The sequence below is a fragment of the Spartinivicinus poritis genome (assembly GCF_028858535.1).
GTDB lineage: Bacteria > Pseudomonadota > Gammaproteobacteria > Pseudomonadales > Zooshikellaceae > Spartinivicinus > Spartinivicinus poritis.
The window spans coordinates 84,298-101,136 of the sequence record NZ_JAPMOU010000023.1 but is presented as its reverse complement, the minus strand read 5'-3'; the positions used below and the strand labels follow the sequence as shown (position 1 = coordinate 101,136).

11 protein-coding genes and 2 tRNA genes are annotated in these 16,839 nt (G+C 40.6%); 3 read left to right on the top strand and 10 right to left on the bottom strand.

Going from position 1 to position 16,839, the window contains the following annotated elements:
• Together ORQ98_RS17380 and ORQ98_RS17375 are read left to right on the top strand one after the other, a co-directional pair.
• Positions 1 to 77: transfer RNA gene (locus ORQ98_RS17380), tRNA-Met, on the top strand.
• 48 nt (positions 78 to 125) lie between these two features.
• Positions 126 to 202 (top strand) — tRNA-Met (locus ORQ98_RS17375).
• Positions 203 to 485: 283 nt separating this feature from the next.
• Here the strand turns inward: ORQ98_RS17375 and ORQ98_RS17370 are convergent.
• Genes ORQ98_RS17370 through ORQ98_RS17345 form a run of 6 tightly spaced genes read right to left on the bottom strand, consistent with a single transcriptional unit; the run spans position 486 to position 8,709 of the window.
• The gene (locus ORQ98_RS17370) at positions 486 to 1,505 is read right to left on the bottom strand and encodes an AAA family ATPase (protein ID WP_274690077.1); all 1,020 of its coding nucleotides are present in this window, start codon (positions 1,503 to 1,505) and stop codon (positions 486 to 488) included.
• Positions 1,493 to 4,276: an AMP-binding protein gene (locus ORQ98_RS17365; protein ID WP_274690076.1), complete on the bottom strand. Its 2,784-nt coding sequence runs from the start codon at positions 4,274 to 4,276 to the stop codon at positions 1,493 to 1,495. Before ORQ98_RS17365 ends, ORQ98_RS17370 begins: the two co-directional genes overlap by 13 nt.
• Positions 4,273 to 5,130 (bottom strand): hypothetical protein, encoded by an 858-nt coding sequence (locus tag ORQ98_RS17360; protein WP_274690075.1) that lies wholly within the window; start codon positions 5,128 to 5,130, stop codon positions 4,273 to 4,275. Before ORQ98_RS17360 ends, ORQ98_RS17365 begins: the two co-directional genes overlap by 4 nt.
• Entirely contained in the window at positions 5,127 to 5,894 is a 768-nt protein-coding gene (locus tag ORQ98_RS17355; RefSeq protein ID WP_274690074.1) for a class I SAM-dependent methyltransferase, read from the bottom strand. The genes ORQ98_RS17360 and ORQ98_RS17355 overlap by 4 nt, the downstream gene beginning before the upstream one ends.
• A complete protein-coding gene (gene asnB / locus ORQ98_RS17350) occupies positions 5,894 to 7,795 on the bottom strand; it encodes an asparagine synthase (glutamine-hydrolyzing) (RefSeq protein WP_274690073.1) in 1,902 nt (633 codons plus the stop codon). The genes ORQ98_RS17355 and asnB overlap by 1 nt, the downstream gene beginning before the upstream one ends.
• Positions 7,783 to 8,709, bottom strand: a complete 927-nt coding sequence (locus tag ORQ98_RS17345; RefSeq protein ID WP_274690072.1) for a zinc-dependent alcohol dehydrogenase — start codon at positions 8,707 to 8,709, stop codon at positions 7,783 to 7,785. Before ORQ98_RS17345 ends, asnB begins: the two co-directional genes overlap by 13 nt.
• 358 nt (positions 8,710 to 9,067) lie before the next feature.
• Between ORQ98_RS17345 and ORQ98_RS17340 the strand changes: the two genes are divergently transcribed.
• The gene (locus ORQ98_RS17340) at positions 9,068 to 9,853 is read left to right on the top strand and encodes a substrate-binding periplasmic protein (RefSeq protein ID WP_274690071.1); all 786 of its coding nucleotides are present in this window, start codon (positions 9,068 to 9,070) and stop codon (positions 9,851 to 9,853) included.
• 18 nt (positions 9,854 to 9,871) lie between these two features.
• On the opposite strand, the gene ORQ98_RS17335 is transcribed toward ORQ98_RS17340, so the two are convergent.
• The 4 genes from ORQ98_RS17335 to ORQ98_RS17320 are packed head-to-tail and all read right to left on the bottom strand — an operon-like array spanning position 9,872 to position 16,811.
• Positions 9,872 to 11,617, bottom strand: coding sequence for a reverse transcriptase family protein (locus tag ORQ98_RS17335; protein ID WP_274690070.1), 1,746 nt, complete (start codon positions 11,615 to 11,617; stop codon positions 9,872 to 9,874).
• Positions 11,610 to 12,062, bottom strand: coding sequence for a hypothetical protein (locus ORQ98_RS17330; RefSeq protein WP_274690069.1), 453 nt, complete (start codon positions 12,060 to 12,062; stop codon positions 11,610 to 11,612). The genes ORQ98_RS17335 and ORQ98_RS17330 overlap by 8 nt, the downstream gene beginning before the upstream one ends.
• A 12-nt stretch (positions 12,063 to 12,074) precedes the next feature.
• Complete coding sequence (locus ORQ98_RS17325) at positions 12,075 to 13,712, bottom strand: SWIM zinc finger family protein (protein WP_274690068.1); 1,638 nt, start codon at positions 13,710 to 13,712, stop codon at positions 12,075 to 12,077.
• 12 nt (positions 13,713 to 13,724) lie between these two features.
• Positions 13,725 to 16,811 carry a HEAT repeat domain-containing protein gene (locus tag ORQ98_RS17320; RefSeq protein ID WP_274690067.1) on the bottom strand — a complete coding sequence of 1,029 codons (3,087 nt, stop codon included), beginning with the start codon at positions 16,809 to 16,811 and terminating at the stop codon, positions 13,725 to 13,727.
• Positions 16,812 to 16,839: the final 28 nt, after the last annotated feature.

Genomic DNA, 16,839 nt, shown 5'->3' with positions numbered 1-16,839 from the left:
TGCGGGGTGGAGCAGTCTGGTAGCTCGTCGGGCTCATAACCCGAAGGTCGTTGGTTCGAATCCAGCCCCCGCTACCACTAGTTTTTTACAAAGCAAATTAGTTTACAAAATTAGTTGTGTGTTGATGCGGGGTGGAGCAGCTTGGTAGCTCGTCGGGCTCATAACCCGAAGGCCGTTGGTTCAAATCCAGCCCCCGCTACCAATTCTCTTGTGCTTCTATAATCATCCACCTGAAGTCATTAACGACTGCCTAGTACTTATCTGTGTCTCCCTACATTCATATTAATTTAACTATATTAAAGCCTGCTTAGCCAGAGAACAGTAATCATGTTCTCTCAAAAAATATTGCTTTACTACCGCAAATAACGTTATTTCTTCAAAAAAAGTACGAACAGGAAGAATAAAAAATAAGATGTCGATTTATTGAAGAGCTTATTGCGACAAATAAGCTAACCCCTTAAAAAAACATTCGCGAAGGGTATATGTTATTCAATCAGCTGTAGTACTGCCTGAAGCGCAATACCCCTTCTCTGCTGCCAATTCCCTTTAATAATCTCCACTTGAGCGTTTCGGCTTTCTAATATAAGTTGCTGCAACCGATCAAAAAATGCCTGCCCCTGACAGGGTAAATAACGAATATCATCTTTTACCCAAGGTATGTCAGGGTAGCACAATAAATATAAGTCATAATGAGTTTCCCGAGATAAGCTATCTAGTGTCGTACTGCATTGATCGAATAAAAACTCACTCCATACTTTAGATGCAATAACTCCCGTATCCACTATCTGTAGAGGGCCTGCACGACTCATAAGGGCTTTTTCACTAGCTGCCTGTCCTTTGGCTATGGTTACTATATCCTGTGCAGTCATCTCGGTTTGCTGCTGCTCTAAAAACAGCCGGGCATATTCTGGCACCAAACTATTACATTCAGGATGACGTGTATCTAACTGGTTCGCCAACCATTTACTTAACGTACTTTTACCAGTACTTTCCGGTCCACAGATACATACACGTTTTCGATAATAACTTTTCACAGGGTCAGATAAATATTGCCAGTACTGATACGGATTAGCTCTAATGGCAGTGCCTGATACAGGAGTTAACTGACGCAGTGGATCAACAGGTACAAATTCAGCACCTAAACAGGCTGCCAAGGGCTCACCATAACTTTCTGAGGCAAATACAACATCTGGTGGATAGGATAGCAACCGTAATATACTGCTTTGCCAAATTTGCCAAAAATCCGAGGTTTCACTTGGGTCTTGCGGGTTATAATCAGCCAACAGTAAAAACTTTACTTCAACAAATAATGACTGCAACCACTGTATACGTCGACTAGCTGGTATCTGTTCAGCTGGCATCGCTTCGACTACGACGGTCAACTCATCAACATAAGCAGCAGCAAAAGCAATTAAATATTGATGCCCCAGGTGCGGTGGGTAGAATTTACCCAGTACTAGGCCTCGTGTTAATTTACCGTTTAAATCAGGATTTAGTGCTGCCATAAAAATTCCAAGTATAGTTGTAGATAGTTATTATCAACTACAGGAAAAGGCAAATTTAATATTTGAGCATAATGGGCAGCAATATTCGACTCAATATGCGTATTTGTCATTTTAAATAAGCGTAATGGATTTGTCGATTTTTCAAATGACCAACAAGTATTATTCACAGACTTCGACTTAGGCGCATTAATGATTAATGCTAAATCACTGGCTAATACCGGGTTAGGGTTGCAAATATGAAAAGTTCCCACATCAGTTTGCTGACTAATTCCCAGCATCAGTTTCGCAGCATAATTAACCGGGGTAAAATCAACACAGGCATTGGCAGGTATTTGACTAAAGTCCGGCTTCAATAATAACCGGGAATTAAACCAGTCTTTAGTTGGCAATCTTCCCTTACCAACAACACCTGTCAACAAGCCAAATCGAAAAATATTCGCAGAAATAAGCCGTCTAATTAACTGCTCCGCTTGCCATTTACTTTGTGTATATCCCCCATAAAACTGACCTGAGTCTAGTGAATTATTTTCATCGACCCGCCGATATTGCCAACTGGAGTCTACGACCAGCGATAATGTTGAGGCATAGTGAAAACGTTTTTTCTGCCCCGAAGCAGCTAATTGCAATACATGATAACTACCCGTAACGTTGGTTGCTTGTAGCTGCTGGTTATTTTTCAACAAATTAGTATCCGCTGCACAATGATAAATATCACTGACCTGGTCAGCTAGCATTTTCCACTCTGATTCGCTTAAATTTAAATAAGACTGACGAATATCACCAGCCAACACTACGACTTGATCCCAGTTAACAGTTACTCCCCATTTTTGGCAATGCTGGTACAACCTTGTTTTAGCACCTCGTACCAAACAGTAAATTGTTCGCTCATGCTGACTTAATAGTTCTAGCAACTCAGCACCCAATAAGCCAGTAGCACCAGTCAGCAATACTGCATTATGTCTTGTATTTTTTGTTAATGATATAAGAGGTGGATATTGTAACAAAGCTTGGTTCAGTTTTTCACTACTCAAACTGTTACTACTTTCTGATAAATAGCATCTATTGTTATCCTTGTATGTTTCAAACCGTTTTACAATTTCTTTAATGGACTTAAATGCAAATAATTGTTCATAAGTGATTTCCATACCCAACTGTTTCAATCCCATTAATAACGCTAACCACTGTATGGAACTAGGGGACCAGGCTTTCAAATCGTCTTCAAAATCAATGGCTGTTTGCTGTAACACTTGTCGTATTAATGTGAGTACAGGGCATGTCGATGCAACAAAATTTCTTTGCTCATAATCATGAATAAGTTGTGCTTGACTAATTTTTTGATGTTGATTTCTAGGCAGTTTGGGTAAGCACAGCCATTGTTGAGGCTTCATCCAGCAAGGTAATGACTTTAATAACCTGGTTTGTAGTAACTGTGAATCAAGCTCAGGGGCAATTGCTGCTATTAATTGTTGCTTAAATTTAAATATATAAGCTTCTTTTACCTCAGTATGGTGTAATAATGCTTGTTCAATTTCTTCAGGGCAAATTAATTTTCCATGCAATTTAAACTGTCTATCCAACCGACCTAAAAACTGATAGTTCTGATCAACCTGACGGACACGATCTCCCGTTCGATACCCTACTTGACCTTGAAACTGAACAAACCGGATATTGTTAGTATTGCCGTTTAAATAGCCTGCAGCAACACCTGGCCCAGTAATTATTAACTCTCCAGGTTCCCCGGATAATACCGGTTGTAACTGGTTATCCACCACCCAATATTGAAGATGATTTAAGGGCTGGCCAATCCAGTTAGCCACTGTTTCATATCCTGTCACTAAATACATGCTACTACAAATAGTTGCTTCAGTAGGCCCATAGGACACAACCAAACGTTTTAACTTGCCCCAGCGACACAACGCCATAAGATCACACACTTCGCCTCCTACTAATACAGTATGTAAACAATCAGGGGCAAGGTTAATCTCAAGCATAGGTAGTAATGCAGCAGGTAAGTCTACATAGTTAATCTTATTTACCGCAATAAACTGTAATAAATTGGCTGACTGTAAATGATTATCTGCTATCAGGGTTGCCCCTGCCAATAAAGCCACCCAAATATCAGCAATTGAAGCATCAAAACCAGGGTGGTGTAGCCACAAACATCGCTCGCCTGGTTTCAGTCGTGTAAAACGGATTTGTTGGTTAATAACTGTAGGTAAACCGGCAAATGTAACCAACACTCCCTTCGGTTCACCACTCGATCCTGATGTAAAAATAACATATGCTAGGTCCGTTGGCTGTGACTCAGGATAGTAGTTATTTTTAAGTTTTTTATTTACACAGCTTCTGTTGTGGTGGCTGTTATGTTTAAATATTTCGCAATCATCAACACGGCTATATTCACTGATAATATTAACCGTTAACCATTGATTGATGTTATCGGTTAAATCACTGATGTTCATCTCTGTGATAATACCAACAGCTTGTGAATAATCTAGCGCTTGCTGTTTTCGTTTAATCGGCCAGTCAATCGGTAATGGCATAAAAGCAGCCCCAGCTAACCAACAAGCTAATTGCATCACAACCAGTTGATTACTTTTTGCTAAATGTAATCCAATGATTTGACCTTGCTGTACTCCATGCTGCTTTAAATACCTGGTACTGGCAACAGCTTGTTGCCACAAGCCAAAGTAAGTTAATGAACAGCCATCAATTGATAGTGCTGTCTGTTCAGGACGAGCCACTACTTGCAGATAAAAGTCGTTGATCATAGACGAATATAGTCTTGTAACGCAGAACCACGGGAGCGATTATCAACATTAGGCGCCCCCAGTTGCTGCTGTTCATCTGCCAGATGAATCAGCCGGTAATCAACACTAAAACGAGACAGATTGCGGGTTTGTTTTAAGGTTTGATGATAATGAGCACCAGAAAAAAGCAGGGTTTCAGCTTGTGTGCAGCTGAATTTAATACGCCGACCTAAGGGAACCTCAGCAGTGGTTTCAGGATAAACAGCGGTTAAACCGGTATCTTTTTTTTGCCAGCCAATAATTTTATCATTATTGCCACTACGCCATTGATTATAATCAAATACTTCAGAGTTATTGGATACAGGCCGGTTAAACCAATCTGGATAAATTTCAAACGTCTGATGAATAGCCTGATTATGTAAAGGAATCCACCCAACAATCACACTTTGAGCATGCCCATACCAGGTATCTCGATGGGCATAATAAACAGCCTTGGCTCGCTCAGTCAGGTGTCCATTATGGCGAATAGCACGTAATCTGAGTGGCTCAAAAGCCACCTCCCCCTGTTTAAAACCCAAATTGAGTAAATACTTTGATAACAGTTCAGTATACTTTGGTTGCTCAAATAGCTCACGGCGGATTAATTTCATGGCAGCAAAAAAATCAGCCTCAGATAATACGTTATGAATATTCACCAAATTATTAAAATTCAGTTCATTAATGGCAAATGTTTTCAGCAACAGCTGTTGTATAGCATTCACCAACTCAGTTGATACCTGACTAGCTGGCAGTTTATATATTTCACCTTGGTATATGCTATGACGCCATCTTATATTATTAGCAAAGGCATATGGGGTGACAATTGTGTTTATCATATTCGCTGCCCTACCACTATACATCTCGGGCTGGATAATGATAACGATTGACCATCAAGGTCACCATACAGTTTTACATGAGCAAACCCAACCATTTCAAAGAATGATAGCAACTGAGCGGGAGAATAAAGCCTCACTTGACTTTGGTGATGAATACGTTGGCCATTTTCCAAAAAATAATACCAATCCTTCTTTAAAATATCACTATTAAAGTCAATTTCACTATGACGGACTAACACCAACTTGCCTTGCTTTCTTTGTACACAAGTCATCATATCCGTTTGAAAGCTTCGATATAGCCCTGGTACATTCATAAAATCCAAAGCAAAAGAACCGCCTATTTTTAACGATTCATAGGCCCGTTTAATCATTTGTATATTACGTTCATCATTTTCTGCATAACCGAAACTTGTCCACCAGTTAATAACAAGATCAGCAGCAGGTGATAAATAAAAATCAAATGCATCATCACAAAAAAGCTTTAGTTGTAAGTGCTGTTCACGGGCTTTTTGAGCGGCACATTCAACATATTCTGCTATTAAATCGACACCTACCACCTTATGCTGTTTAGCCAGTGCTAACGAAAGCCTACCTGTACCACAACACTGATCTAATACTCGCTGACCTGGCTGTAAATTTAACTGCTGCTTTAAAAATAATAAGGTTTTATCTGCTTCCTGTGGGTCAGCATTGTCTAGTAATATCTCTGCCAGGTTATTATCATACAATTGTTTCCACCAAACCTGGTCTGACTGATTGGCCACTAGTGCTTCTCCATATCAGTTAAACTAAACTGACTCTGTAGTGCAGCAAATGATAATAGCATCATTAAGATAGGGTCTCGTCGTTTTTGCTCTACCTCTGAAACCAATTGCCAATTATTGATCCATTTTAATACTTTTTTCTGATCAAATACTGGATTTTGCTTAAAAGTCTGGGTTGATAAACGATCAAAGATACCTTCATAGGTAGTCTTGCTCAAATTTTGCAAGATAGGTGGCGCTATAAAAGGATGCTTTTTCCTCTCAATAATCTCGGCAGGTAAAATGTTGGCTAAGCTCTTGCGTAACACTAGTTTAGTGGTTAGCTTATTTAATTTATGAGTGGTTGCAAGCCCCGTAGCTGACTCAAATAATGGATGATCCAAAAATGGCAACCGGCCTTCTAACGAAAAAGCCATTTCCATTCCATCACCTAAAGTATTCAATATATAATTGGCTAAAGCAAGCTCAGTCCAAATTAAGCTTGCTAACTGACTAGCCGGTAATGACTCTGTGTAATTATTTATTAATCGCTTTTGGATAACTAACTGATTAACTTCAGCACAAAAATCGTGTTTAAAAAGCTCTTTAAACATCAGTGAAAACGAAAATTTTGCTACTAAAAAACTCGGAATAATTTGATCACTTTCATGATTTTGAGCACCATCAGCTAGCATGAGCCCTTGCTGTAATGGATAACTATTGATTAGTTGTGCTAATGCAGTTGACCTTTCACTACCAGTTAATTCATAGCAACAATAATCATTTAATAAATGCGCATACCCCATAAATGCTTCATCAGCACCCTCTCCAGACATTACTACCTGATAACCATCAGCCGCTATTGCTTTATTTAATAAAAACTTACCAACATACTGCCCATTAATAGCCAAACCCTCTGAGTAAAATGCAGCGTCATCAATATAATTGACTAAATCATCCCGACTCACCTTAACCTGATGTAATCGATAACCTTGTCGCTTAGCAAATTGGGCTGCTGATTGAAATTCATCGTAGTCATTGTCATCAAACGACACACAATAACAATCTGGTTGATAGGTTAACTCTCTTGCTGCAAGCGCGACAACAGCACTAGAGTCTAAACCACCACTTAAACTAAATGCACAAGGTTGCCGTGAAGGTATACGGATGCTGACAGCTTGAGTTAATTGATCTAATATATTGTCTGAAGAAGATTGATGAGAAAAACTCATTCTCCAATAACAATGCAGTTGTGCTCTTCCCTGTTTTATTATCAATATATGGCCCGGTGGCAACTGCTTTATTCCTGCAAATAAAGAGCTACCAGGCAAAAGATATTGATGACTAAAACATTCTGCAACACCTTGCCTACTCCACTTGGCTTTAAAACCAGCAGCAAACAGGGCTTTTGCTTCAGAAGCTAAATACCAACGCCCAGACTTCATACTAGCATTATCTTGTCCATATACTTCTTCTTGTCCGTATAATAAGGGCTTAATCCCAAAACGATCACGAACCGCTATTAGTGATAAGCGCTTTTTATCCCATAACACCAATGCAAATTCGCCACGTAAATGGTGAACAAAATCCAGCCCATAATGCTGATAGAGCACAATAGCCAACTCACTATCGGATTGGGTTTGAAAATGATACCCCTGTTGTTGAAGTTGTTGTCGAAGCATCTGATAAGGGTAAAGCTCACCATTAACTACCGCAATACACTGACCATCTACACTATACAAAGGTTGCAACTCTTCTTTTTCACCCTCAATCGCTAATCGGTTGTGGCACATTAACAAATCTGGCTGATAATAATATGCATTGCCATCAGGCCCCCGGTGATGCATGGCTTGATGAATGGCAGGAATAAGTTTGCGGTCAATTCGAGAGTTGTTATCTTGTATTACAACTAACCCACACATGGCACTAAAAATATTTTTTGAGCTGAATCAGCTTTAAATGCCCCAGCAAAGCGATCAAGTGGGTAACTTGAACCAATAAACGGCATCAGTGATTGCTGATAAGCTTCGATAAATTTCAGTGCTGTTGTAAAGGGTGCATAATTAACCCCTAATAAAATCAAACGCCGCTGAACAATATCGGAATAACACACTGTAGAAGAAAAAGGAGAACGACTTTTAATAATGATCATTCCTCCAGGTTTAACCAAATTAACCGGTAAACACTCACGAATAAATGACGTGACTATTAATACATCTACTGGTAATACATCCACTGGCTGCTCTTTATTTATAGTAATAACATCCAAGCCTTCAGTTGATAAGATAAACTGACATAACCTGGCAATGCGATCTGAGCCTAATATTCCAATGTGTTGTTGAGGTTTAATACCACAATTTAAAGTTGATAACATGGCTGCTACAGGTTCAGCATAAGCAACTAAGTGATCAGAAATACTTTCTGCCACTCTATAACATTGGCTTGCTGACACTTTGATATACTCAGCAAATGCACCAGGGGCATTAATACCCAACAAACCACTATTGCTGCATAAATAACCATTTCCCGACTGACAATCGCTACACTGCCCACATGCCAATACTGGGTTAACCGCCACTCGCTGCCCAGGATAAAAATGAGTAACACTATGCCCCGCAGCAACTACTCTGCCACAAAACTCATGACCAAATGCACTTTCCTGACAACCTGAACTTTCCTTATAACAAGAAATCGTTCCATCAGCTACTAGCAGATCAGTTCGACATATTCCAGCCAGTATAACCTGTAGCAATATTTCATCGTCACTCGTAATGGTTGGTCTAGGTAACTGGGTTATAACAGCCTTTCCCTCTCGACTGACTAGTGCTTTCATCATCTTGATAGTTATACCCTTCTCGAATGATTTTTAGGGTTTGTTGTCGTCGCTCTTCACCCCAATCATTTATAAACACATAAACTCATGGGGCTTCATCGCTCAACGGCCTCCCCTAAAAGCCATTCGCTTTGGCTATATTTACCTGTCAACATATCCATGTTTCTAATAATTATATCTCAGCAATAAAAAGTTACAGGAAAAACAACTTAACATTGTAGCTCTATTTTTATATCACCCATATTACAGTTTAGTTGCCATGTCACTCCATAAAACTGACACAAAAGCTAGTAGATTTCGACTAGAACCTGCTACTCTGTTATTTATATTAAAGCAGACTCTCTTTTATGCTTATCTAATAATGCCAAAACTTCTTTTTCTCCTATTTCTTGTTGGCTTAACCATTATTAGGACTGTATTCCCAGACAACCGTTATATCACTGCAGCCACTTTGCAATACCCTCCGTATGAATATAGTGAGAACGATATACCTAAAGGACTTGCGATCGATATCATTAGAGAAATTTTTAAACGTACCACACCAACAAGAGAAGTGAAGTTTTACTTTTATCCATGGGCCAGAGCTGTCATCCAAGTTAAAACTGGGAAAAATGATATTCTGTTTAACGCAGGTAAAAACAAAACTCGCCAACAATGGGGACGATATGTCAATAGCACATTAATTTTACAGCAATACGCTTTATTCACACGCAAAGGTTCTAATATTAGTTTAACATCAGATCTATTGAACACTCAGCAATACTCAATAGGTATACGCCGAGGTTATCTTTATGGTAGTGGCGCCTTAAGACAAGCTCTAGATAAAGGTAAGTTCAAAACTATTTATAAAACGGACTCTGTTGAGCAAAGTGTTCATATGTTACTTGCCGGTAGAACCGACTTTTTTGTAGCCGATATTATACCTACCCTATACTACCTAAGAAAACAGGCACTTATTGATAAGTTGGAAATGATCAAAACACCCAATAATAAAAATCTAATTGTATTAGAGTGGCCAACTTATTTATTATTCTCAAAAAAGAATTTTTCAAAAAAATTTGTAGCCAATGTTGAAGCCATTTTAAACAATATGAAAAAAGATGGTACTTACTCCAGCATTTATCAGCACTATACTACCTACAACTAAATGAACTCTCTACTGTTATTAATTCATCATTACCACTAGTAACAATAAAAAACAAATCCAAAAAATAATCCAATAATGATGCTTTTCAGATTGAGAGGTTTTCTTAGTTGTATCTGGTTGCAGCCTAATCTGCTCTTGCGGGTTTGCATCTCTAACAGGTGGCAATGGTTGCTTTGCCTGCTTTTTCTTCGCTTCAAGTTGTAATGGCGTTAACTCTTGAACAGGTGGTTTTTTCTCGACAGGCTGCCACCAATTGTCTCTAGGTGCTTCGCCTTTAGCTGCCTTCTGCTTAAACAATTTGCGATTTAATGTCATTATTCGTGTAGGGCTAACTTGAACACCATACTGCTGTTTTATCTGCACCACACGCTGTTGCAATACGATGCCCTTTTCAGGTGATACCATGGCTACGTAATTCACATAGCCTTCAATTGCTGCAATCAATGCCTGGGGGTCATCTCCATTTATTTTTCCCCAGGTTTTCCCTGCGATACCCTCTTTTTCAATTTGAAATAATAAAGCACGGAATTTTTTTAAGGTACGCCGCTCAACTGCTAGTTTATCGTTTACCACCACCCCCGTAACCTCTTGCCGTTTGTGACGGTACATTACTCGGGTTTTATCTGGATGAACAGCAAACCCCTCATCTTTAATAATCTGCTTAACTCGCCACAGCAATTGCCGTACTTTTTTTGTATCCCCTTGCGCAGAGGAAAAACTCAAATCATCAGCATATCTTGTATAGGCAAAGCCCAGCTTTTGAGCTGCACCTAAAATACGCTTATCCAACCGACGGCACAAAATATTCGTTAATGCCGGGCTGCTCGGCGCACCTTGTGGTATGTGTCGTTCACCTTGGCCAACAAAATAGTGCTCTCCATCCAACTCCACAGGCGTAACTGTTTGTGCAGTTGTTAATAATGCCAAAACCGTGGCAATTCCTTCACCATAACCTAAGTGGTTAAAAAGCCCTTTTACTCGTGGGTAGCTGATTGAAGGAAAAAAATCAGCTAAATCCATATTAATCACCACAGCCTTACCGACATGAGGTGCCGCATTTGACACAATAGAACGTTGTGGCACAAAGCCATGAGCGGCATCATGCAATACAACTGGCTCTAAAATATTCACTTGAACCCAATACTGCAACCGTTTCAAGCGTGGCATCGGTGCTGATATAAGACGAACGCCACCTGATTTTTTAGGCAACAAAAAATGTTGGTAATGAGAGACTTTACTCACCTTACGCGAAAAAGCTAGAAATCGTAACTCAGCTAAGCTAATACCCATAAGGGTTGCCAGTTGCAAATGACTGTTAATCAAAGGCAATTGGTTTTTCAACAATCGTGCTTGTTGTTCATTGGTTATGTCTAAGCGGCTGGATACCTTTTCCCCCAAATACGTCAGGGTTTGCTGATTTTTATTATACCAGCTAAGGCTACGTTGATAGCGTTGTTCGGCACGACGTTGGCGGGTTATTTCTCGTTGTTCCCTGGCATCTTTCATTCGCTGCTTATGCATTATTGCCAGGGCTTTTTCAGGGTCCTGTAATTGTCGCTGTTTTACCAGTAATTCTCGTAATTCCCGTTCTAGTTCACCTTGCTTCTTTATTAATGATTCAGACAGGCTAGGGCGGTCTTCTGACTCATTCCAAAAGCCTAACCGCTTCATCTCCGCTAAGATATATTCATCCTTACTGGATTCACGAATACGGTCATACAACTGTTGACGAGTAAGCTTGGTAGGAGACTGCTGATCAAACATTACAAGCACTCCAGCAATAACTTTTTACTCTAGCATTTAACAATAACAAACTAGCGTAAACAAAGGTTATAAACAGTAATAATAAATAAGACAGAGTGTGACATACCCCAAAGGAAGGGATTTTTAGAGGGGGTACTGTAGTGCGATAGGCAGCCTTCGTAGAATCCTGAAGACTGGGTTGCTCAACTCGACGCCGAATTACACTACCATCACTCATCCGCTTCATGGAAGCCATACCGGGATAGTGATGGTAGTGATAATTCGGCACAGTTAAGAGCAAACCAGTGATGCGTGTGCTGTCATTAAGTAAGAACGGCGATACACCGCCCATAACGCAAGGTAGTTGCTCTACCGCACTACAGTAATTATTTAGTCTATCAACCTTTTGCTGATGCCGCAAAACCCTGTTTGCAAACCGAGCGTTAATAATCAGTTCATTTTTCATTAAATACATGCTTTATATGTCAGCCTCTGCTCGTAGCCTTAATGCCAGCATATGCTCACAGGGTCCTTTATACAGCCTATTGCGTATAAAATGGCTACACTCACAACTTGCTTGTGTTAAACGACGATCACTATCAATAATCAACTCAACAGACAGCTTCTTCCCATCATCTCTCACCTGGCCAACTAGTTTAATACCATCTGCATAAGGTGTTTGGTGTTTCAGTTTTACTAAACCTGCCGTTAACAAGCGTTGTGCTTTTTCTTCTTGGGGGCTAGCAAATCGCAATGCATCGATAGGCAGTGGTTCTCGACTTAATTCTCGGCAACGATAAACGTCTGATGCTAAATCATAAACTACTCGGCCAGCCTGACTATAAGCACTTAATGCACTAATAATAATACTGCGTTCCAACTTTAGACTAACTGCCAATTGATCAGTACTTGCCGACCAACTCTTTTGCAGTTGTTTAAATACTGTCGCTTGAGTATCGGCATCGACTTCTTCACGACTGGTCATTAAATTAAACTCACCCATTCGCGACCAGTCATTGCTGCTCCAACCAGATAAACCTAAGGTAAAGCGCAAGTCGCCTAAATCAGCAATAAAAAATGATGGCATTCCAGTACCCAGCAAACACATTTTAAATTGCTTGGCATAGGGCAGCAGTCGTTCCAGCATTAATAATCGACGCCTCCCCCAAATGCGAATTTCTCGTTCTTCTGTACCCTGAAATATTGACCGATGAAAAGTAATCGATTGCTCCCAGGGTTCTATGATGACCTTGACAGGTTTACCTGGTAATAGTTGAAAGCGTAAGGACCGTGGGCCATGCCGCTCTTTTTTTCGCTTAAGGTGAAACAGCAGATTATGAATATCCATTGGGTGTAATACGGCTTCTACCATAGGCAACGTCATTGCGGAACTGACTTGTAAAAAACCCCTCACCCAGCTATCAGGTAAATCAATTTTTTCTTCCTTAAACTGTTCAGAGCCAGAGGTTGCAACTGAAAACCCAGCGGGTTCTATCCGCAATTCTGTTTTCCGATAATCACGAATTTTTTGAAACTCATTATAAAGCCCAGCAGAATAGTCAATATTAGTCGTACCATAAGCCTGGTCAGTAATATTTTTAAATACCTCATAATTACAGCTTAAACAGCCATAAGCAGACTCATCCTGGCTGAAACATTCAAACATGACTTGATCAGGATGAACGGTGATCACTGGATCAAGTACAAACCAGGCATCAAAGTCATGCTTATAAAGCCACTTAAAATAGGTATTTTGTGCTTTATAATAAGGTGCCATCACTTGACTTTGTTGCTTGCGAACATCTGCCAGTTCCGCTCTTACCTCATCAAGACGGCGATCAACCACTTGCTGCTCTACCAAATAGTCTGCCAATAAACGTTGCTCATGTTGCTTTAACCAGGCCAAGTATTCGGTGCGGTCTTTAGGCTGAAAGCGGAGATCAGCCACGACGACTGCATTTAGTGCTGATATAGCTTCCCGAAAAGGCAAATGCTGAGCTAATTCTGCCACAAAATAAGTCGGCTCACGTAAAGTGTCTGGTGCAAAGCTTAATTCACTTTGATTCGCACTATGGCTGATGGCTGAGCTACCCAAAAACCGGTAATTAAACTCCATACCCCAACTCCTTTATACCACCGACCTCAGAGGTAAATTGCAGGTTTTAATAACAGAAGTTAGTTGCGGATACTGATATTGCAGCTGCAACAATGCCTCAATCATTATCGCTTTATCTCCTATTACCACCGTTAAAGACAGGTGATTAAATAGCTCAACAACCATTTCAGCAACGCGCTCATTTGCTAGTGCCTCTTTAGTTAAAAATTGAAATACCCGGTCTTTAGCTACTCTGCCACGGTTAATTTGCGACAGCACAGTCAGAAAATAAGGCCTAAGCGAGATAATTCGCTCTGGGTTGCCTGCTGCATAATCTTGTAAAAAATGGCTGACAAATAATTGTACATTGGCTGCAGGGTGTTGACTAAGCTGCATTAATAGTTGCGGGCCTAGTTCTGGGGTAAAATATTGCGTAATTAACTCGCGTCCAAATTGTTGTACAACATCTTCGACATGATCAACTAAATGCACTAATAACTCAGGCTCCCAGTCTGTCGCTGTAAACTGGTGTCGAAAATAATCCAGTGCAAACTGCCGAACGTCTTCCCATTCAGTCACTAAAATACGTAAAGCATCCGCTTTAGCCGCTTTAATACGGGCAGGGTATTCATTGAAAGCATTAATCACTTGCTGCCTAACCCCTGCCAATGGATGATTGCCTAAAACAGCCCATTGCCGAACAGAAAACTGCTCAAAGTGGTGTTTAAACAGAACCCATCCCAACCGTTGTGCACCTCTTGAACGTGCCTGCAATAAGCGCCAGGTGGTGTCTTTATTCAACCGCTGAATAGCTGATGTCAGTTGCTCGGATAATAAGCTGATTATATCATCATGCTGCCCTTCTACCGCTTCAGACTGAAATAGTACTGGCAGCATTTGTTGTATAAAGTTATCAGCGAACCGCTGGTCAGCCCGAGTAAGTCGCAATAATAATGGCAGCGCAGCTTGACGTAATACAGCATCTCCAGACTGTACATAGGCTATTAAAGCTGCTGCTTGTTGACGAAGTTCATGATCAGTCATTTTATTTAACAGCCGCACTCCCATGGCTTTTAATGCCAGTGAATCTCCTTGAGCAATCTGCTGTAACAACTGACCAGGCAATTCAGCATACCCAATTTTATTCACTTCCAATAAGTGAGCACCCAATAATTTTAATGATGGCTGCTTGAAAGCAACCAGCTGCTCTATCCAATTAATCGGCAACTGACGACTGGTCGTTATTAGTTTCTCACATAATAGCCAGCTTACATCATCGACGACTTGAGTAAGCAATCCATCATCCATATTTTTCAGCACAGTAACCAATTCTGGTAATAGTGTTGCTGCATCAAGCTGATGGAGTTGATATTGCTGATGCTTTGCCCACTGTCGTACTTCCTGGTAAGGACTGGTAATCAATACAACCCACAGCTTAATCAACATTGCTGAATCTGGCTGTCTGACAGTAGCCAACCAGTCCAATGCTTGCTCTCTTGCTTCTACAATAGCAGCATTTAAACAGCCTAATATCACTCGCCAGTCAGGTTGGCTAATATCAAACCGGTCAATAATATAATGCAAAGCCAGTGCAGCTGTTGGCTGATAAACCGATGACAACAGACCCAACCAGTCTTCTATTAAAACCTGTTGACAAAATAAAGGGTGTCTTTGAATCGCTCGCACAGCAAACTGATGAACCAAATTACACCGATTATTTTGCAATAATTGGAATAATCGATCAGGCTGTCGATCCCAAAGCTCTGGAAATGCTTCCGTCATTGACTCCGGTTGACCAATATCACCAGGTTCAGACAACAGTTGCCAAGCCCGTTTACTACTCGCTAACACATACTGCTGGCTATAATGATGTAAAACAAAATTAAACGCCAAGTAAGGGGCATACCCATCGTAGTACTTAGTCGCAACCAGCTCTCGCTGCCAACGCCCATCCTGAGACCAGCGATATACTTCTGAGCGACGCTCGTCTTGCGTATCAGCATCTGTTATTGCATTCAATACACCGACGGCAACATCAAGATAACGACTATCATCAGCTTCACCTAAACGCCGTAATAACCGCATACTACGCCGGCGTAAATAATCACGCGTTCGCTGGGAGTAAGCTAAACAGCTATCACTTTTTTTCGTTTCACTGGCTACACTGACTGATTTCCAACTACCCGGTAAATACCCCCTGCCATATTCAGCATGAAAAAAAGCCTGGGTCTGATCCATTCGTTTAAACAGTACGCCCAGCATATTACCGTCTAGGCGTAATTCAGCCGCTTTTAACAGGTGACGAAAAGCCTTGAAAAAATTAGGTTGTATTGGAAGACTTTCCATAGCCTGTAATAATGCTTGGTACCAAACTGGGTTATTACTGGCTATTTGATAGGCTGGTAACAATAGACTTGTATTTTGTCCTTGATGACCAATAGCGGTTAACAGTGTGTCAGCCAATGCTTGCCCCTGATCTCTACCCCACTTTGCTTGCAAAGGTTCAGGTAGTGCATCAATCACACTACTTATGTATTGAGTCCGCTCAGCCGAGCCAATGCAGCGTAACCAGGCTTCTCTAGCAATACGTGCTACTGCTTCATTTTTATGCTGACACATCAGTAGCAGTACATCATTGGCTTTATTGTTTGCTAAACGACCTAAAGCCCAAGCAATACAATAATCTTGTCGAGGCTTACCTTTGCCTATTAGCTCAATGAGCTGGTCAGTTGCTTCAATTAAACCCAGCTCACCGATTCGCCAAATGGCTCTGGTACGCACTTTAGCTGACTTATCATTAAGCTTAACTAAAATATGTTGCTGACGAGTTGTGCCTGGCACCGAACCCGCTGTGGAATTAGCCTGGTCAGGCTGCTGACTGATATAACCTTTATTTTGCTTATTGACGACAATACTGGTGTAAATTTCTTCTGCTTCTGTCAGGCTCACTGGATTTGGTGTTTTCGTTCCTTCTCGAAGCCGGGAACCTCGCTTGCCATAACGAAAGTTAACCAAATAACGATCAGCACTGAGTGAGTTACATTCACACAAATCAACTTCGTATACTTTGTCAGAATTACCTTGCTGGTAGTACAAGGTTTCCTTACGCAAAAGCTTCATAGAATAACCAGTTATCAATGATTTGCTT

Bases quoted from the DNA above. Each gene is read 5' to 3' on its own strand.
- ORQ98_RS17330 (WP_274690069.1), bottom strand. From the start codon at position 12,062: ATGAAAAATGAACTGATTATTAACGCTCGGTTTGCAAACAGGGTTTTG.
- ORQ98_RS17365 (WP_274690076.1), bottom strand. From the start codon at position 4,276: ATGATCAACGACTTTTATCTGCAAGTAGTGGCTCGTCCTGAACAGACA.
- ORQ98_RS17325 (WP_274690068.1), bottom strand. From the start codon at position 13,712: ATGGAGTTTAATTACCGGTTTTTGGGTAGCTCAGCCATCAGCCATAGT.
- ORQ98_RS17320 (WP_274690067.1), bottom strand. From the start codon at position 16,811: ATGAAGCTTTTGCGTAAGGAAACCTTGTACTACCAGCAAGGTAATTCT.
- ORQ98_RS17340 (WP_274690071.1), top strand. From the start codon at position 9,068: ATGCCAAAACTTCTTTTTCTCCTATTTCTTGTTGGCTTAACCATTATT.
- ORQ98_RS17370 (WP_274690077.1), bottom strand. From the start codon at position 1,505: ATGGCAGCACTAAATCCTGATTTAAACGGTAAATTAACACGAGGCCTA.
- asnB (WP_274690073.1), bottom strand. From the start codon at position 7,795: ATGTGTGGGTTAGTTGTAATACAAGATAACAACTCTCGAATTGACCGC.
- ORQ98_RS17360 (WP_274690075.1), bottom strand. From the start codon at position 5,130: ATGATAAACACAATTGTCACCCCATATGCCTTTGCTAATAATATAAGA.
- ORQ98_RS17335 (WP_274690070.1), bottom strand. From the start codon at position 11,617: ATGTTTGATCAGCAGTCTCCTACCAAGCTTACTCGTCAACAGTTGTAT.
- ORQ98_RS17345 (WP_274690072.1), bottom strand. From the start codon at position 8,709: ATGATGAAAGCACTAGTCAGTCGAGAGGGAAAGGCTGTTATAACCCAG.